Raw genomic sequence first — 17649 nt, 5'->3', positions numbered from 1 at the left:
CCGGTTGCGACCATAGTTAACGCACGAGTTGGAGGGCCATTGCCATGGAACGTCTAATGCGCGTTCTTGGCGCGATGACCCGCTGGGGCCTGGGGATTTGTGCCTTGCTGGCGGTGCTGGTAGCACTGTATGTCAGCCTTGGCCGGCAACTGGTGCCGCTGGTGGCAGAATACCGTGCCGAGATTGAAGACAAGGCTCAGCAGGCCTTGGGCATGCCCGTGCATATCGGCAGCCTGGAAGGGCACTGGATTGGCTTGGCCCCGGTGCTGGTGATCAATGACATCCAAGTGGGCGAGGGCGCTACAGCGTTGCGCCTCGATGGGGTCAAGGCAGTCCCTGATCTGTGGGCAAGCCTGAGCGAGCGACAAGTGCGCCTGGCCAACCTGGAACTTGGCGGCCTGCACTTGAGCCTGCGCGAAGATGAACAAGGGGCCTGGAGCCTCGACGGACTGCCGAAAACCGATGATCAACCGCTCGATCCCGAGCAGTTGCTGCAGCGCATGCAAGCGGTGTCGAAGATTACCGTGCTCGACAGTCAGGTCACTCTCGAGCCGTTCCAGCACGATCCAATGACCCTTACCTATGTCAGTCTTGGCCTGCAGACGGGTAGTGTGCGTCAGCGAATGGATCTGCGCCTGACCCTGCCTGACGGCCAGCCCGTAGCCGTGAGTTTGCATAGCCGTGTACGTGCGCAACAGTGGCGTGATGGCGAAGTCGATGCCTACCTCAGTCTGCCCCAGAGCGATTGGGCTCGCTGGTTGCCGACACGCCTGCTTGGGCAATGGCGGGCCAAGGAGCTCAAGGCCGGTGGTGAGTTCTGGCTGAACTGGAACAAGCGCCAGATGCAGAGCGCCGTGGTTCGCTTGAACGCGCCGCAATTGCGCGCAGCCTATGGCGATCGCAAAGAGGCCAAGGTGGAGAACCTGGCGCTCAATGGCTGGTTCCAGCGTTCGGCGCAGGGTTTTGATGCCAAGATCGATTCGCTGGCCATGAGCCTGGGTAAGACACGTTGGGAGTCGCGCCTGCAGCTCAGCCAGACCGCGGCCAGTGAAAGTGCCGAAGAAAGCTGGAAGGTCCAGGCCGATCGCTTGAACCTGACCCCGCTTACGCCGCTTATCGAATCGCTGGCACCGTTGCCCGAACAGGGCATGGCTGTGGTCGACGGGCTCAAGGTTACCGGCAGTTTGCGCAATGTCTTGCTGGATATCCGTCCCAAGGCAAGCGGGGATCAACGCCTGAGTTTCGCTGCCAACCTTGAGCGAGTGGGTTTTGACGCTTATCACGGCGCACCGGCGGCCGGAAATGTCAGTGGCAGTATCAGCGGCGACCTGGGCCACGGCGAACTGCGCCTGGACACTGACGCCTTTATGCTGCACCTGGACCCGATTTTCGCCAAACCCTGGAATTACCAGAAAGCCAATGCACTGCTCACCTGGCGCCTCGACCAGGAAGGTTTCACCCTTGTCGCGCCATACCTGAAGGTGCTGGGCGAAGAGGGAAAGATCGCCGGTGATTTTCTCATTCGCCTGCTGTTCGATGAGGCGCGCGAAGACTACATGGACTTGCGTGTCGGTCTGGTCGACGGCGATGGTCGCTATACCGCCAAGTACTTGCCTGAGGTCTTGAGCCCGGCATTGGATGAATGGCTGCGTACAGCGATTGTCAAAGGCGCAGTCGATGAGGGCTATTTCCAGTACCAGGGCTCGCTCAATCACGGCGCGTCAGAGCAGGCGCGCAGCATCAGCCTGTTCTTCAAGGTTCATGATGCTGCTCTGGATTTCCAGCCTGGTTGGCCGCAAGTGCAAAAGGTCGAGGGTGAAGTGTTCATCGACGACGATGGCGTGCGGGTCAACGCCAGGAGCGGACAGCTACTCGATACCAAGGTCAGTGATGTACAAGTCAATATCCCTCATGTCGCCAGTGGCGAGCACTCTCATATGTACCTGGATGGTGCCTTTGACGGTAGCCTGGGTGACGGCCTGAAAATCCTTCAGGAGGCGCCAATCGGTACCGCAGCCCTGTTCGCCGGCTGGGAGGGCCATGGCGGGCTCAAGGGCAAGCTCAAGCTGGATGTTCCGTTGGCCAAGGGTCAAGAGCCGCAAGTAGTGGTGGATTTCAATACCAGTGATGCACGCTTGAAAATCGCTGCGCCGGTGCTTGAGCTGAACAATCTCAAAGGTGCGTTCCGTTTTGACTTGGCCAAGGGGCTTAGCGGTCAGAACATCAGTGCGCGGGTATTCGACAAACCGATCACCGCGCAGATCTTTGCCGAAGGCAAACCCGGCCAATTGCAGACCCGGGTCCAGGCCAAGGGTCAGGTTGCGCTCTCGGCATTGACTCAGTGGTTGCAGGTAAAACAGACCTTGCCGCTTGCCGGAGAGCTGCCGTATCAGCTGCAACTGTTACTGGGGAGTCGTGATAACCAGCTTAAGGTCGACTCCACGCTCAAGGGCCTGGCAATCAATCTGCCTGCTCCGTTCGGCAAGACCGCCAACGAAACCCGTGCCAGCCAGTTCGGTATGACCCTGCAGGGGCCTGAGCGACGCTTCAACTTCAGCTATGCAGACGTCGCCAACATGCTCTATGCCGCGCCCATGGACAAGCTTGACCAAGGGCGTGGTGAGCTGGTGTTTGGCAGTGGTAATGCACAACTGCCTGGCGGCCAGGGCGTACAGGTACGCGGACGCCTGGCGGAACTGGACCTTGCTCCCTGGCAGCAGCAGGCGCAAAGCCTGGGTGGCGATGACCCAAGTGGCAGCGCCCGGCAACTGTTGCGTGGCGTCAACTTGAGCATCAATCGCCTCAAGGGCGCAGGCCTGGAGCTGAACCAGGCAGTGGTAAGCCTGGTGCGCAACAGCAATAACTGGGCGCTGCGTCTGGACAGCAAGGAGGTCATAGGTAATGCCCGCCTGCCTGATGCCAAAGGTGCACCGCTGGTGGTGAATCTGCAGACTATTCATTTGCCGCCACAGGATCCGGCCGAAATCACTGTGCCCAATGCTCCCGATCCGATGGCCACTATCGATCCACGCAAGATCCCTTCTATCGACCTGAGCATCGACAGGCTGTTTCGTGGCGATGATCTGCTTGGCAGTGCGGCAGTAAAGGTGCGATCAACGGCCAAGGGTATTGCGCTGAATGACCTGGACCTCAACCTCAAGGGCTTGCAGATCGATGGTAGCGCAGGCTGGGAAGGCGCACCGGGCGCCAGTACCAGTTGGTACAAGGGACGTCTTGAGGGCAAGAACCTTGCGGATGTCCTTAAAGCCTGGAACTTTGCTCCGACCGTTACCAGCCGTGACTTTCGTCTGGATGTCGATGCGCGTTGGCCAGGCTCGCCCGCCTGGGTCAGCCTGGCGCGACTCTCCGGCAGCCTCGACGCCGCTTTACGCCAGGGTCAGTTCGTTGAAGTCGAAGGCGGCGCCCAGGCGTTGCGGGTATTTGGCCTGCTCAACTTCAATTCCATTGGCAGACGCTTGCGGCTGGACTTCTCCGATCTGTTTGACAAAGGCTTGAGTTACGATCGAGTCAAAGGCCTGTTGGTGGCCAGTGAAGGTGTCTATGTGACACGAGAGCCGATCACCGTGACCGGGCCGTCGAGCAACTTTGAGCTCGACGGCACTCTGGACATGGTGCGTGACCGCGTGGATGCCAACCTGCAGGTGAGCTTGCCGGTGACCAACAATTTGCCACTGGCGGCATTGATTGTGGGCGCGCCGGCAGTGGGTGGTGCGTTGTTTCTGGTCGATCGCCTGTTGGGTGACCGGGTGTCTCGCTATGCAAGCGTGCACTATCGCGTCGAAGGTCCCTGGAAAGAGCCTAAAATCAGCTTTGTAAAACCGTTCAACAAGTAGCCTCGGGAGCGCGCATGAAGTCAGCAGTGATCCAGATGGTCAGCCAGAGCGATATTTCGGCCAATCTCGAGCGGGCTCGGCAGTTGCTCGAGCAGGCGGCTGAAAACGGTGCGCGTCTTGCGGTGTTGCCGGAAAACTTTGCCGCGATGGGGCGGCGCGACAGTGCAGCCATCGGCCGCGCCGAAGCACTCGGACAAGGGCCGATTCTGCCCTGGTTGAAACAGGCTGCTCGCGACCTCAAGTTATGGGTGGTGGCCGGCACCTTGCCTTTGCCACCGCAAGGCCTTCCCGACGCCAAAGCGCATGCGTGTTCGCTGTTGATCGACGATCACGGTCAAACCGTAGCGCGCTACGACAAGCTGCACCTGTTCGATGTCGATGTCGCTGACAACCGCGGTCGCTATCGAGAGTCTGATGATTATGCCCACGGCGCCCAGGTGGTAGTGGCGGATACGCCAGTCGGTCGGTTGGGCTTGAGCGTATGCTATGACCTGCGATTTCCTGAACTCTACAGCGCCTTGCGCGCCGCCGGGGCCGAGTTGATCAGTGCGCCTGCGGCTTTCACTGCGGTAACCGGTGCGGCTCACTGGGAGGTATTGATTCGCGCCCGGGCAATTGAAACCCAATGCTATGTGTTGGCGGCCGCCCAGGGCGGTGTTCACCCAGGGCCGCGTGAAACCTATGGTCATGCAGCGATCATTGATCCATGGGGGCGTATCGTCGCCGAACAGGCCAGCGGTGAGGCGGTGCTGCTGGCCGACCGCGACAGCAGCGAACAGGCGTCCATACGGGCGCGGATGCCGGTGGCCTTGCACCGGCGCTTTTTCTCGCAGGACGCTTTGCGGCCTGCGCACACCTCGGAGTGACTATGAGCGAGATGTTATCCACTGTCAGCGAGCACCTGCTGGCACCGGGGGGGCTCACCCTCGATAGCCTGCAGTCCGTGCTGGGTGAATTGGCCGGGCCGGGTATCGATGCTGCCGACCTGTATTTCCAGGGGCAAATTTCCGAGTCCTGGGCACTTGAAGACGGAATCGTCAAAGAAGGCAGCTTCAACCTCGACCAAGGCGTAGGTGTCAGGGCCCAATCCGGTGAAAAAACCGGTTTCGCCTACAGCAACGCCATCAACCTCGAAGCGCTGACGTCGGCTGCCCGTGCCGCTCGCTCTATTTCCCGTGCCGGGCAAAATGGCAGTGTCCAGGCCTTCAAAAGCCAGGACATCATCCAGCTTTACGGTACCGACAACCCGCTGGAAGTGATCAGCCGGGCAGAAAAGGTCGAGTTGCTCAAGCGTGTCGACATCGCTACGCGGGCGCTGGACTCACGTATTCAGCAAGTCACAGTGAGCATGGCCGGGGTCTGGGAGCGTATCTTGATCGCCGCGGCCGATGGCAGCCTGGCTGCGGATGTACGTCCACTGGTGCGTTTCAACGTCAGTGTGATCGTTGAGCAAAACGGCCGGCGTGAGCGCGGTGGCCATGGCGGTGGCGGTCGCACCGACTATCGCTATTTCACCAATGAGCGGGTCATGGGCTTTGCCCGTGAAGCGCTGCGCCAGGCATTGGTCAATCTCGACGCCATTCCAGCACCAGCCGGCACGTTGCCAGTGGTGCTGGGTTCAGGTTGGTCTGGGGTCTTGCTGCACGAGGCGGTAGGCCATGGCCTGGAAGGTGACTTCAACCGCAAGGGCAGTTCAGCCTATAGCGGAATGATGGGCCAGAAGGTTGCCTCCAGCCTGTGCACGATTGTCGACGATGGCACCCTGGAAGGGCGTCGTGGTTCGTTGAGTGTGGATGACGAAGGTACGCCGACCGAATGCACCACGTTGATCGAAAACGGCATTCTCAAGGGCTACATGCAAGACAAACTCAACGCGCGTCTAATGGGTATGGCCGTCACGGGCAACGGTCGTCGCGAATCCTATGCGCACTTGCCGATGCCACGGATGACCAATACTTACATGCGTGCGGGTGAAAGTGATCCTGAAGAAATCATCAAGTCGGTCAAGCGCGGTATCTATTGCGCCAACCTTGGTGGCGGACAGGTGGATATCACCAGTGGCAAGTTCGTGTTCTCGACCAGCGAAGCCTATCTGATCGAAGACGGCAAGATCACCACGCCGGTCAAAGGCGCAACCCTGATTGGTAATGGTCCGGAGGCCATGAGCCGAGTGTCGATGGTGGGTAATGATTTATCCCTGGACAGCGGCGTAGGCACCTGTGGCAAGGATGGTCAGTCGGTTCCGGTTGGCGTGGGCCAGCCGACGTTGAAGATCGATGCGATCACTGTTGGTGGCACGGGCGCATGAAATTGATACCGGGCGGGCAGGTTGCCTGCCCGGTAGCGAGGGTCAACGCAGGCCGCGTTGGATCTCGTCGAGGTCGCGGATGTACTTGAAGATCTTGCGGCTAGCGGTCGGCGTCTTGTTGGTTTTCAGCTCATGCTGGGCCTGACGGATTTGCGAGCGCAGTTGCTGGCGATCAGCATCCGGGAATTCCTGGACGAATTTCTCCAGGACATCGTCGGTGCCATTGATCAGTCGGTCGCGCCAGCGTTCAAGGTTGTGGAAACGCTCGTTGTACTGGCGGGAGGACGCGTCGAGTTGGTCAAGAAGCGCAGTGATGGCGTCGATGTCCTGGTCACGCATGAGCTTGCCGATGAACGACCGATGGCGTCTTTTCGCCTCGTTGGCGGTGTGCCGCTTGTGCTCTTCCAGAGCGGCGCGCAGTTCGTCGGTCAACGGCAATTTGGCCAGGATATCGGGCTTGAGCGTAGTGAGGCGCTCGCCCATCTCGACCAGGGCCTGCATTTCGCGCTTTACCTGAGTTTTGCTTTTTTCGCCGTCAAAGGCGGTGTCGTAAGAATCAACCATGGGGGCAGTCCGCTGAGAATCGCCGCCATGATAACCAGTCGGGGGCCGCTTGTCCGGTCCGGTCGTAGATTGACCCGTGCCGAACGCAGAATTTGAGTGGAGAAAACCATGAGTGCAGTCCAGAGCGTAGGTCCACAGGCCCTGCCGGCCTTGCAGGAGCAGGTTGAGCAGATTATTGCCGAAGCCAAGCGCCAGGGCGCCAGCGCCTGTGAAGTGGCAGTGTCGCTGGAGCAGGGTTTGTCGACGTCGGTGCGCCAGCGTGAAGTGGAAACCGTGGAATTCAACCGTGACCAGGGCTTTGGCATCACCCTGTATGTCGGTCAGCGCAAAGGCTCGGCCAGTACCTCGGCCAGTGGCGCCGACGCTATTCGCGAGACCGTCGCGGCCGCCCTGGCAATCGCCAAGCACACCTCTGAAGATGACTGTGCAGGCTTGGCCGACCCGGCGCTGATGGCGCGTGACCTGACTGACTTCGATCTGTATCACGCCTGGGATATCACCCCTGAGCAGGCCATCGAAAAGGCGCTGGCGTGCGAAGCTGCCGCGTTCGAGGCCGACACGCGAATCAAGAACGCCGACGGCACCACGCTCAGCACTCATCAAGGCTGCCGTGTGTATGGCAACAGCAATGGTTTTATTGGCGGCTATGCATCGACTCGCCACAGCCTCAGTTGCGTAATGATTGCCGAAGCCGATGGGCAAATGCAGCGCGATTATTGGTACGACGTCAATCGCCAGGGTGAGTTGCTCGCCGATCCGCGCAGCATCGGCCAGCGTGCCGCGCAGCGGGCGGCCAGCCGGCTGGGCGCCCGTCCGGTTCCCACGTGTGAGGTTCCGGTGTTGTTTTCCGCAGAGCTCGCCGGTGGCTTGTTCGGCAGTTTCCTCTCGGCGATTTCCGGTGGCAGCCTGTATCGAAAGTCGTCGTTCCTGGAAGGAACCATGGGCCAGCGCCTGTTTCCCAGCTGGCTGACCCTGGATGAGCGTCCACACCTGATGCGCGCACTGGGCAGCGCGGCATTCGATGGCGATGGCCTGGCGACCTACGCTAAACCGTTCGTCGAAAAAGGGGAGTTGGTGTCCTATGTACTGGGGACTTATTCCGGACGCAAACTCGGCTTGCCGAGTACCGCCAACGCCGGTGGAGTGCATAACTTGTACGTAACCCATGGTGTGGAGGATCAGGCGGCACTGATTCGGCGCATGGGCCGAGGGTTGCTGGTAACTGAGCTGATGGGGCACGGTTTGAACATGGTGACGGGTGACTACTCGCGAGGCGCAGCAGGTTACTGGGTCGAGAACGGCGAAATTCAGTTCGCCGTGCAAGAAGTCACGATCGCCGGCAATATGAAAGATATGTTCCAGCAGATTGTCGCGATCGGGAATGACCTGGAAACCCGTAGCAATATTCATACGGGCTCGGTGTTGATTGAACGGATGACCGTCGCCGGTAGCTGATTTGCTTAACCGCGGCTTGCCCTGCGATTGTGTCCACTGAAGGAAAACCCATCGCGGGGCAATCCCGCGCCTTCCCCAAGAAGCCCGGCCATGTGTCGGGCTTTTTGTTTAATCTGCACTGCTCGACTTGAACTGATTATAATTATCATTTAATAATGAATATCATTATCTAGGCGATGATGTTCATGAAACCTGTCCTTCACGAATTGCCCTACCTCGAAAACTGGCGCTGGCTCAGTCGCCGCATACGTTGCGCGATGGAGCCGGACGAGCCGCGCTTGATCGAACATTACCTGGCTGAAGGTCGCTATCTGGTGTGCTGCACCGAGACTTCGGCATGGACCGTCGCCCTGACCTCATTCCGTCTGCTCCTGGATACCGCCTGCGATCGCATGCTGCCTTGGCATTGGCGCTGCTTGTGCCTGGATCAGGCCTGGAAGCCACTGCTGCAGCTGCGCAAGCTCGATGGTGGCGAGCACGGCCAGCGTTGGCAGCCTCTCGCCCTGCAACTGGCGAACTGCACGCTGCTGCCTTCGATTTCTTTCGCTGAACTGATGCAAGGATTTGATGATGAGTAATACCCGGATCGAGCGTGACAGCATGGGTGAACTGCAGGTGCCGGCCGAAGCCCTTTATGGCGCTCAAACCCAGCGAGCGGTAAACAACTTCCCGGTTAGCCAACAACGCATGCCCATACAGTTCATTCGTGCACTGTTGCTGGCCAAGGCTGCTGCAGCCAAGGCCAACGTCGAACTCGAACAAATGCAAGCAGGGCAGGGCGAGGCTATCGTCAAGGCGGTAGAGCAGCTTCTGTCCGGCGATTTCATCCAGCACTTCCCGGTGGACATTTTTCAGACCGGCTCCGGCACCAGCTCGAACATGAACGCCAACGAGGTGATTGCCACCCTGGCGAGTCGCATATTTGGCGACAACATCAACCCCAATGACCACGTCAATTGCGGGCAGAGCAGCAACGACATCATCCCCACCACAATTCATGTGAGTGCCGCTCTGGCATTGCACGAGCAACTGCTGCCGGCCTTGAGGCATCTGGTTCAGGTGATCGAGCGCAAGGCTGTTGAGGTGCATCCATTCATCAAGACCGGTCGCACCCACTTGATGGATGCGATGCCCGTGCGCATGAGCCAGGTGCTCGGTGGATGGGCGGCGCAGGTCCGGGCAGCTGTCGCACACATTGAGTCGACGTTGCCCGCCCTACAGGCGCTGGCCCAGGGCGGTACGGCGGTAGGGACCGGGGTCAATGCTCATCCGGAGTTTGCCGTGCGCTTCAGCCAACAGCTTTCCACGCTCACCCAAATACCGTTTACACCGGGGCAAAACCTGTTTGCATTGATCGGCTCGCAGGACACCGCCGTGGCAGTGTCGGGTCAGCTCAAGACCACAGCCGTCGCCCTGATGAAAATTGCCAACGACTTGCGCTGGATGAACTCCGGACCATTGGCAGGCTTGGGCGAAATTGAGCTTGAGGGCCTGCAACCTGGCTCTTCGATCATGCCCGGCAAAGTAAACCCCGTGATTCCGGAAGCCACCGCGATGGTAGCCGCACAGGTTATCGGCAACGACGCGACCATCGCGGTGGCGGGGCAGTCGGGCAACTTCGAGCTCAACGTCATGCTGCCAATCATTGCCCAGAACCTGCTCAGCAGCATCGAGCTCATGGCTAACGTCAGCCGCTTGCTGGCGGACAAAGCGATTGCCAGCTTCAAGGTCAACGAGCCCAAGCTCAAGGAAGCGTTGGCGCGCAACCCGATTCTGGTCACCGCCTTGAACCCGATCATCGGCTATCAGAAAGCCGCGGAAATCGCCAAGACCGCCTACAAGCAAGGGCGCCCGATTATCGACGTGGCCCTGGAACACACCGACTTGTCGCGTAGCCAACTTGAAGTACTGCTGGACCCGGAAAAGCTCACCGCTGGCGGTATCTGACACCGCCCTGGAGGTTTGTCATGCAGCACTGGAAACGCACCACAGAGATCGCCAACCGCCTGTTCGAACAAGGTGAACTGGTAGACGCCCGCGAGTTGTACCTGCAGGCCCTGGCCCTGGCCCAGGTGTTATTCGAGCGCTGGCATGACGCCGACGAAGCGGTTGCGGTGTGCGTGATCGCGCATCACAACCTGGCCGATCTGCACTTGCGCCTGAATCAACCGCAGGAAAGCGCGGAGTACCTCTGCGCTGTCCACCAGCGGTTGCTGCAGGCCATGCAGGATCAGCGTCTGGCACCTGCGTTGCGCCAAGCGGCGCTGCGTCATAGCAGCAAAACCTATACCGAACTACTGAATTTCATCAGCGAGTACGGCCAGTACCCGCGAACCGAACGCCTGCTTCACAGTCATGGCCCGCAACCGGTGGCACTGGCCGGTCAGGAAAGCGTCGGGTCTTCAGCACACCACTACGGAATCCACTGAAAATGCCTTACACCTTGCCTGCATTGCCTTACGCCTACGATGCGCTGGAACCGCACATCGACACCCAGACCATGCAAATCCACCACAGCAAGCACCACCAGACCTACATCAACAACCTTAACGCAGCGGTCGAAGGGTCCGAGTGGGCTGATTGGTCGGTAGAAGCGTTGGTCGCTGCAGTGAAACAACTGCCACACAAGCTCCAGGCTGCGGTCATCAATCAGGGCGGTGGCCATGCCAATCACTCACTGTTCTGGACGGTAATGTCACCTCAGGGTGGTGGTGAGCCCGTTGGGGCGGTGGGCGAGGCGATCGATGCACAGTTGGGGGGCTTTGAGTCCTTCAAGGATGCTTTCACCAAGGCTGCGTTGACCCGCTTCGGCAGCGGCTGGGCGTGGCTGAGCGTAACGCCGGAAAAGACCCTGGTCGTGGAGAGCAGTGGCAACCAGGACAGCCCGCTGATGAATGGCAATACGCCAATCCTTGGACTGGATGTCTGGGAGCATGCGTATTACCTGCTGTATCAGAACCGTCGCCCTGAATACATCAATGCTTTCTACAACGTGATCGATTGGTCCGAGGTAGAACGCCGCTATGTAACTGCCCTGGCGTGAGTCGCTCCGGTATGCGTTCCGATGTGATGTCCATTGGCAGCGTGCGCTTGTTTCGCCTGGCGCTGGGTACTTTGTTGTTACTGGTTGGCTTCGCGCTGCTGGTGGCACAGGGTTTTGCCTGGCTAGACCTTGAGCCACGCATGATGCGTGCGCTCGAAGGAGGCGCCTTGTGTGCGCTGGGCACCGCCCTGGGTGCGGTACCGGTGCTGGTAATCCGCAGTATGCCGGTAGCCTTGGCCGATACGTTGCTGGGCTTTGGCGCAGGGGTAATGCTGGCGGCGACTGCGTTTTCCCTGATCATTCCCGGCCTCGACGCCGCTCAGGCGATTGGCCTGGGCAAATGGGGCGCCGGGGGGCTGATCAGCTTCGGTTTGTTGTTCGGTGCATTTTGCCTTTACCTGGTCGACCTGAAAGTCTCCGGCGCCTCGCCCGAGGCATTGGTGGGCAACACCCAGCAGCCGGTGATTGCGGCGCGGATCTGGGTTTTCGTCATTGCTATCATTGCTCACAACATTCCGGAAGGTATGGCTATCGGCGTGTCGGCAGGCGGAGGGATGGCCGATGCCGACAGTCTGGCGATGGGTATCGCGTTGCAGGATGTGCCTGAGGGCCTGGTGATTGCCCTGGTCCTCGCCGGAGCCGGTATGGCGCGGTTCAAGGCTTTCGCCATCGGCGCGGCCTCTGGGCTGGTTGAGCCGGTGGCGGCGGTGCTTTGTGCTTGGCTGGTGACGGTGGCGCAGATGCTGTTGCCACTTGGCCTGGCCTTTGCGGCTGGGGCCATGTTGTTGGTGGTGACCCAGGAGATCATTCCCGAGTCACGCAGCAACGGTCATCATCGCCTGGCAAGCCTGGGGCTTTGCGTTGGCTTCTGCCTGATGATGGTGATGGATACGGCGTTGTCGTAAGAGGCGGGCGAGGGCGCTTACTCGCCCTCGTCGAAGTAGTTGTTGATCAGTTCGACCAGTGCCGTGAGCGCTGCATCTTCTTCTTCGCCCTCGGTGTGCAAGTGAACCTGGGTGCCTTTGCCCGCGGCGAGCATCATTACAGCCATGATGCTCTTGCCATCCACCAGTTTGTCTGGGGCTCGACCGACGCGCACCGTACAGGGGAAGCGTCCGGCCACGCCGACGAACTTTGCCGCAGCCCGGGCGTGCAGCCCCAGCTTGTTGATGATGGTTATTTCACGAGCGGGCATCGCGGCGGTAGTCCTGTGGGCTAGAGGTCGCGGTGGCGAACCTGGACATTCTTCAAGGATTGCTGCAGCGACTGGCCCAGGCGTTCGGTCAAGTAAACCGAACGGTGGTGTCCCCCGGTACAGCCAATGGCAATGGTTACGTAAGCGCGGTTGCTGGCGGCAAAGCGTGGCAACCATTTAAGCAGGTAGCTGGAGATGTCCTGGTACATTTCCTCGACATCAGGCTGTGCAGCCAGGTAATCAATAACAGGTTGTTCGAGCCCGGAGTGATCGCGCAGTTCCGGCTTCCAGTAAGGATTGGGCAGACAGCGCACATCGAACACCAGGTCGGCATCAACCGGCATGCCGCGCTTGAAACCGAACGACTCGACCAAAAATGCAGTGCCAGGCTCCGGCTGGTTGAGCAGGCGAAGCTTGATCGAGTCACGCAACTGATACAGGTTCAGATTGGTGGTGTCGATCTTCAGGTCGGCAAGGTCGGCAATCGGCCCCAACAGGTCGGTTTCGACCTTGATCGCTTCGGCCAGCGAGCGATTGGCGTTGGTCAGCGGATGGCGCCTGCGGGTTTCCGAGAAGCGCTTGAGCAGGGTTTCTTCATCGGCATCCAGATACAGCACATCACATTGAATGTGCTTGCTTCGGGCGTCTTCCAGAAGTTCCGGGAATCGAGTCAGATGACTCGGGAGGTTACGCGCATCGATCGACACGGCCACCTTCGGCTGCATCAACTCGGTGTTGATCAGGGCGTTTTCAGCCAGCTGCGGCAGCAGCCCGGCAGGCAGGTTATCGATGCAGTAGTAGCCGTGGTCCTCCAGGACTGCGAGGGCGGTGCTCTTGCCGGAGCCGGATCGGCCACTGACGATAATCAGGCGCATGTTCAGTGCTCGTTCTGTACGTCCAGTACAACCTGGTACAGGGCTTCACTGCTCTGGGCGGCACGTAGCCGGTCACGCACTTCCTTGCGGTCGAGCATGCTGGCAATTTGGCGCAACAGTTCAAGGTGCGCATCGGTGGCCGCTTCGGGAACCAGCAGGACAAACAGCAGATCGACCGGGGCGCCATCGATGGCGTCATAGTCGATCGGTGCATCCAGGTGTATCAGGGCGCTGATGGGGGAAGTGCAGCCTTTTAGGCGGCAATGTGGAATGGCAATGCCATTACCAAATCCGGTCGACCCGAGTTTCTCCCGGGCAAACAGGCTTTCAAAAACGATTTGCATCTCCAGGTCCGGAACTTCCCGGTGGATCAGGGTGGCGATTTCCTGGAGTGCGCGCTTTTTACTGCCACCCGGCGCGTTCACTAAAGAACGGCCGGGGGTCAGGATGGTTTCAAGTCGGATCATGGATGAGGGGGATCAGCGGGCCGCTGCACCTTGCAGCAGGCTTTGCTGTTTTTCCTTGTGTTTTTTCAGTTGGCGGTCGAGCTTGTCGGTCAAGGCGTCGATCGCTGCATACATGTCTGTGTGTTCGGCATTTGCAACCACTTCGCCGCCGGGAATAAACAGCGTTGCTTCAATTTTCTGCTGCAGTTTCTCGACCTTCATGATCACCGTTACGTTGGTAATCTTGTCAAAGTGCCCTTCCAGCCGTTTCAGTTTCTGTTCTACGTACTCGCGCAGCGGCTGGGTGACTTCTACATGCTGTCCACTGATATTGACTTGCATACAGCTTCTCCTTTGTTGCCCGTGCATAAGAGGCAGGTGTTGCGCCTGCCACTGAACTGCTGTGGCGATCCGAGGGGCTACATCAGTCGCTTGCGTTCACTCGACGGTGCAATGCCGAGGGACTCGCGGTACTTGGCGACGGTGCGACGGGCTACCTGGATGCCTTGTGCCTCCAGTAAACCAGCGATCTTGCTGTCACTCAATGGCTTTTTCTGATTTTCAGCGGCAACCAGTTTTTTGATGATCGCGCGAATCGCTGTGGACGAGCATTCGCCGCCTTCAGAGGTGCTTACGTGGCTGGAGAAAAAGTACTTCAGCTCGTAAATTCCCCGAGGTGTATGCATGTATTTCTGCGTGGTGACCCGAGAAATCGTCGACTCGTGCATGCCCACCGCCTCGGCGATGTCGTGCAGCACCAAAGGCTTCATTGCTTCGTCGCCATGGTCGAGGAAACCGCGCTGGTGTTCGACGATCTGGGTGGCGACCTTCATCAAGGTTTCGTTGCGGCTCTGCAGGCTCTTGATGAACCATCGGGCCTCTTGCAACTGGTTGCGCATGAAGGTGTTGTCGGCACTGGTGTCGGCACGGCGCACGAAACCTGCGTACTGCGGATTGACCCGCAGGCGCGGCACGGCCTCCTGGTTGAGTTCGACCAGCCAGCGCTCGTTGTCCTTGCGTACGATTACGTCGGGGACTACATATTCGGGTTCGCTGGACTCGATCTGCGAGCCCGGGCGAGGGTTGAGGCTCTGGACCAACTCAATGACCTGGCGCAGCTCGTCTTCCTTGAGCTTCATCCGGCGCATCAATTGGCTGTAGTCGCGACTGCCGAGCAGGTCGATGAAGTCCCGCACCAGTCGCTGGGATTCGGCCATCCAGGGGGTATTGGCTGGCAACTGGCGCAATTGCAGGAGCAAGCACTCACTGAGGTTGCGCGCGCCGATTCCGGACGGTTCGAACTGCTGGATACGATGCAAGACGGCTTCGATTTCATCGAGTTCGATGTCCAGCTCGGGATCGAAGGACTCGCAGACTTCCTCGAGGGTTTCGTCCAGGTAGCCCTGGCTGTTGATGCAGTCGATCAGGGTAACGGCGATGAGCCGGTCGGTATCGGACATCGGCGCCAGGTTCAACTGCCAGAGCAGGTGGCTTTGCAGGCTCTCGCCCGCCGACGTGCGGGTGGTGAAGTCCCACTCGTCATCGTCGTTGCTGGGCAGGCTGCTGGCACTGGTCTGGTAGATGTCTTCCCAGGCGGTGTCGACGGGAAGTTCGTTGGGTATGCGCTCGCTCCATTCGCCATCTTCCAGGTTATCCACAGTTTGCGTGGTTTCCTGGAAGCTGCTGTCCTGGACTTCGGCGACAGGTTTACTTTCGGCGTTATCCGCCATCGGGTCGCTGTTGTCGAAATCCTCGCCTTCTTCCTGGCGTTCGAGCATCGGGTTCGACTCCAGCGCTTCCTGGATTTCCTGCTGGAGGTCCAGGGTAGAAAGCTGGAGTAGTCGGATAGCCTGTTGCAACTGAGGAGTCATCGTCAGTTGCTGGCCCATTCTTAGGACGAGCGATGGTTTCATGGCAGGGGCTTAACACCTTTTTCGCCGGCGCACATGCGCCATCCACTACAAGGGCACCGAAGCGCCAACTTTAAGCAAGTTATATGCCTGAAATTGGAGCGTTTGCCTAGGGTGCCGTATCAATTAAGCCGGATTTCACCGGATCAGCAGCCCATGGCAAATGCTGGTCGCATCGAACTTACAAGCGGAACTCGTGGCCCAGGTAGACCTCTTTGACCAGGTCGTTGGCCAGGATAGTCTCTGCGTCGCCTTCGGCAATCAGTTGACCATCATTGACGATGTAAGCTGTTTCGCAGATATCCAGGGTCTCGCGGACGTTGTGGTCGGTGATCAATACACCGATACCCTTGGCCTTGAGGTGGTGGATGATCTGCTTGATGTCACCGACCGAAATCGGGTCGACACCGGCAAAGGGTTCATCGAGCAGGATGAATTTAGGCGCGGTAGCCAGGGCGCGGGCGATTTCCACGCGGCGACGTTCGCCACCGGAAAGGCTCATGCCAAGGTTGTCGCGAATGTGGCTGATGTGAAATTCCTGCAGCAGGCTTTCCAGCTCTTTGCGACGTCCGGCGGCGTCGAGGTCCTTGCGGGTCTCGAGGATCGCCATGATGTTGTCGGCAACCGAAAGCTTGCGAAAGATCGATGCTTCTTGCGGCAGGTAGCCAATGCCTGCGCGGGCGCGGCCGTGCATGGGCTGGTGGCTGACATCCAGGTCGTCGATCAGGACGCGGCCCTGATCGGCCTGGACCAGGCCGACGATCATGTAGAAGCAGGTGGTCTTGCCGGCGCCGTTAGGGCCTAGCAGGCCGACGATCTGGCCGCTGTCGATAGACAGGCTGACGTCGCGTACCACTTGTCGGCTCTTGTAGCTCTTGGCCAGGTGCTGAGCTTTGAGGGTCGCCATTTACTCGGCCTTCTTCTTCGGCTGGATCACCATGTCGATACGTTGGCGCGGTGTGGTCACGTTGCCGCCACGACCGGCAGTCGCTACTTGGGACTTGGTGTTGTAGACGATCTTCTCGCCTTCGGTGGTATTGCCTTCGTTGATCACCTTGGCGCGGTCGGTCAGCACGACCAGGTCTTTTTGCGCCTGGTACTGGATGGTCACGGCATAGCCTTGCATCTTGTCGGGCTTGGCGGCGCTTTGTTGCTGCTCGAAGTAGGCCAGGTTGCCCACCGAAGTAACCACGTCGATGTCGCCGGATTGGGCGCGCGTGATGGTTACGGTATTGCCTTTGATCATCATCGACCCTTGAGTGATGATGACGTCGCCGGTATAGGTGGCTACGCCTTTCTTGTCATCCAGGTGCGCGTTGTCGGCCTGGATGCGAATAGGCTGATCGCGGTCGTTCGGCAGGGCCCAGGCGCTCGCGCTTCCCAGTGCTGCGCTCAGGCTGAGCAAAAAGGGGAGGGTTTTAACGAGCCTCATACTGTCCTCTTACGTTAGAAAGCAGGTCCATCCTGCCTTCTTTCAAATACGCTTTCATTCCATTGCCCGTAGTAACGCCACCGGCGCCGTCGATTCTAACGGCTTGCTCGGTTTGAGCATATTGCTTCTGCGGGAATACGGTCATGCGACTGCTGGTAATGATCATGGTGCGGTTCTTTTCATCGGTACGGGCAACCCGTACCGAGTCGATCAGTTCCACTTCAGTGCCGTCAGGGTTGACCTCGCCCTTTTCACTTTGCACATGCCAAGGGTAGGTGGTACCGCGATACATCTGCAGGTCCGGCTTGGTCAGCAGGGTCACTTCACTGACCATGAGATGCTCGACCTTGTCTGCGGTCATCTCGTACTGCATTTTGCCATCTGGCAGGAACTGCACGCTGTGGGCGTTGGTGGCGTAGTAATCGATTGCATTCTTGTCGACGGTCGCCTGGGGCTTGTCGAGGAAGCTTTCGGGGCTGATGTTCCAGTAGCCGACCGCCACCAGCAAGGCGGCTATCACACTGAACAGCGCAATGGTTCGAATCTTTTTACTGAACATGTGTCGCT

The 17649-nt window shown here is 59.1% G+C and carries 18 protein-coding genes; 9 read left to right on the top strand and 9 right to left on the bottom strand.

The window, feature by feature from the left end; translation table 11 throughout:
* Positions 1-44 precede the first annotated feature (44 nt).
* Genes H8F21_RS13055 through tldD form a run of 3 tightly spaced genes read left to right on the top strand, consistent with a single transcriptional unit; the run spans position 45 to position 6162 of the window.
* On the top strand, positions 45-3854 hold the full coding sequence (locus H8F21_RS13055) for a YhdP family protein (RefSeq protein ID WP_203584462.1): 3810 nt from the start codon (positions 45-47) through the stop codon (positions 3852-3854).
* A 14-nt stretch (positions 3855-3868) separates the two neighbouring features.
* Positions 3869-4720 (top strand): carbon-nitrogen hydrolase family protein, encoded by an 852-nt coding sequence (locus H8F21_RS13050; RefSeq protein WP_203584461.1) that lies wholly within the window; start codon positions 3869-3871, stop codon positions 4718-4720.
* A gap of 2 nt (positions 4721-4722) precedes the next feature.
* The gene (gene tldD / locus H8F21_RS13045; protein ID WP_203476373.1) at positions 4723-6162 is read left to right on the top strand and encodes a metalloprotease TldD; all 1440 of its coding nucleotides are present in this window, start codon (positions 4723-4725) and stop codon (positions 6160-6162) included.
* Between the two features lie 42 nt (positions 6163-6204).
* On the opposite strand, the gene yjgA is transcribed toward tldD, so the two are convergent.
* On the bottom strand, positions 6205-6726 hold the full coding sequence (gene yjgA / locus H8F21_RS13040; RefSeq protein WP_203476368.1) for a ribosome biogenesis factor YjgA: 522 nt from the start codon (positions 6724-6726) through the stop codon (positions 6205-6207).
* A gap of 108 nt (positions 6727-6834) precedes the next feature.
* Between yjgA and pmbA the strand changes: the two genes are divergently transcribed.
* The 6 genes from pmbA (at position 6835) to H8F21_RS13010 (ending at position 12129) form a co-directional block, all read left to right on the top strand.
* Positions 6835-8181, top strand: a complete 1347-nt coding sequence (gene pmbA, locus H8F21_RS13035; protein ID WP_203476366.1) for a metalloprotease PmbA — start codon at positions 6835-6837, stop codon at positions 8179-8181.
* Positions 8182-8357: 176 nt separating this feature from the next.
* Positions 8358-8759: a FagA protein gene (locus tag H8F21_RS13030; protein WP_203476364.1), complete on the top strand. Its 402-nt coding sequence runs from the start codon at positions 8358-8360 to the stop codon at positions 8757-8759.
* Positions 8752-10128, top strand: a complete 1377-nt coding sequence (fumC, locus tag H8F21_RS13025; RefSeq protein WP_203584460.1) for a class II fumarate hydratase FumC — start codon at positions 8752-8754, stop codon at positions 10126-10128. The genes H8F21_RS13030 and fumC overlap by 8 nt, the downstream gene beginning before the upstream one ends.
* Before the next feature lie 20 nt (positions 10129-10148).
* Complete coding sequence (locus tag H8F21_RS13020) at positions 10149-10610, top strand: hypothetical protein (RefSeq protein ID WP_203476360.1); 462 nt, start codon at positions 10149-10151, stop codon at positions 10608-10610.
* A gap of 2 nt (positions 10611-10612) precedes the next feature.
* Positions 10613-11224, top strand: coding sequence for a superoxide dismutase (locus tag H8F21_RS13015; RefSeq protein WP_203476358.1), 612 nt, complete (start codon positions 10613-10615; stop codon positions 11222-11224).
* 11 nt (positions 11225-11235) lie between these two features.
* Positions 11236-12129, top strand: coding sequence for a ZIP family metal transporter (locus H8F21_RS13010; RefSeq protein WP_203476356.1), 894 nt, complete (start codon positions 11236-11238; stop codon positions 12127-12129).
* 17 nt (positions 12130-12146) lie between these two features.
* On the opposite strand, the gene H8F21_RS13005 is transcribed toward H8F21_RS13010, so the two are convergent.
* The 8 genes from H8F21_RS13005 to lptC all read right to left on the bottom strand — a co-directional run bounded on the left by H8F21_RS13005 (position 12147) and on the right by lptC (position 17641).
* Positions 12147-12419: an HPr family phosphocarrier protein gene (locus H8F21_RS13005; protein ID WP_203476354.1), complete on the bottom strand. Its 273-nt coding sequence runs from the start codon at positions 12417-12419 to the stop codon at positions 12147-12149.
* A 20-nt stretch (positions 12420-12439) separates the two neighbouring features.
* Positions 12440-13294 carry an RNase adapter RapZ gene (rapZ, locus tag H8F21_RS13000; RefSeq protein WP_203476352.1) on the bottom strand — a complete coding sequence of 285 codons (855 nt, stop codon included), beginning with the start codon at positions 13292-13294 and terminating at the stop codon, positions 12440-12442.
* Between the two features lie 2 nt (positions 13295-13296).
* Positions 13297-13761 carry a PTS IIA-like nitrogen regulatory protein PtsN gene (ptsN, locus tag H8F21_RS12995; RefSeq protein ID WP_203476350.1) on the bottom strand — a complete coding sequence of 155 codons (465 nt, stop codon included), beginning with the start codon at positions 13759-13761 and terminating at the stop codon, positions 13297-13299.
* Between the two features lie 12 nt (positions 13762-13773).
* Positions 13774-14082 (bottom strand): ribosome hibernation-promoting factor, HPF/YfiA family, encoded by a 309-nt coding sequence (gene hpf / locus H8F21_RS12990; RefSeq protein ID WP_028942831.1) that lies wholly within the window; start codon positions 14080-14082, stop codon positions 13774-13776.
* Between the two features lie 77 nt (positions 14083-14159).
* On the bottom strand, positions 14160-15653 hold the full coding sequence (locus H8F21_RS12985; protein WP_203476348.1) for an RNA polymerase factor sigma-54: 1494 nt from the start codon (positions 15651-15653) through the stop codon (positions 14160-14162).
* Positions 15654-15831: 178 nt separating this feature from the next.
* The gene (gene lptB, locus H8F21_RS12980) at positions 15832-16557 is read right to left on the bottom strand and encodes an LPS export ABC transporter ATP-binding protein (protein ID WP_133217061.1); all 726 of its coding nucleotides are present in this window, start codon (positions 16555-16557) and stop codon (positions 15832-15834) included.
* Positions 16558-17082 carry a lipopolysaccharide transport periplasmic protein LptA gene (gene lptA / locus H8F21_RS12975; RefSeq protein ID WP_203476346.1) on the bottom strand — a complete coding sequence of 175 codons (525 nt, stop codon included), beginning with the start codon at positions 17080-17082 and terminating at the stop codon, positions 16558-16560.
* The gene (lptC, locus tag H8F21_RS12970; RefSeq protein WP_203476343.1) at positions 17069-17641 is read right to left on the bottom strand and encodes an LPS export ABC transporter periplasmic protein LptC; all 573 of its coding nucleotides are present in this window, start codon (positions 17639-17641) and stop codon (positions 17069-17071) included. Before lptC ends, lptA begins: the two co-directional genes overlap by 14 nt.
* Between the last annotated feature and the right edge of the window lie 8 nt (positions 17642-17649).

The organism is Pseudomonas arcuscaelestis (assembly GCF_016881005.1).
Classification (GTDB): domain Bacteria; phylum Pseudomonadota; class Gammaproteobacteria; order Pseudomonadales; family Pseudomonadaceae; genus Aquipseudomonas; species Aquipseudomonas arcuscaelestis.
Note: the sequence above shows the minus strand (reverse complement) of the source record. Positions and strands in the feature narration are given on the sequence as shown.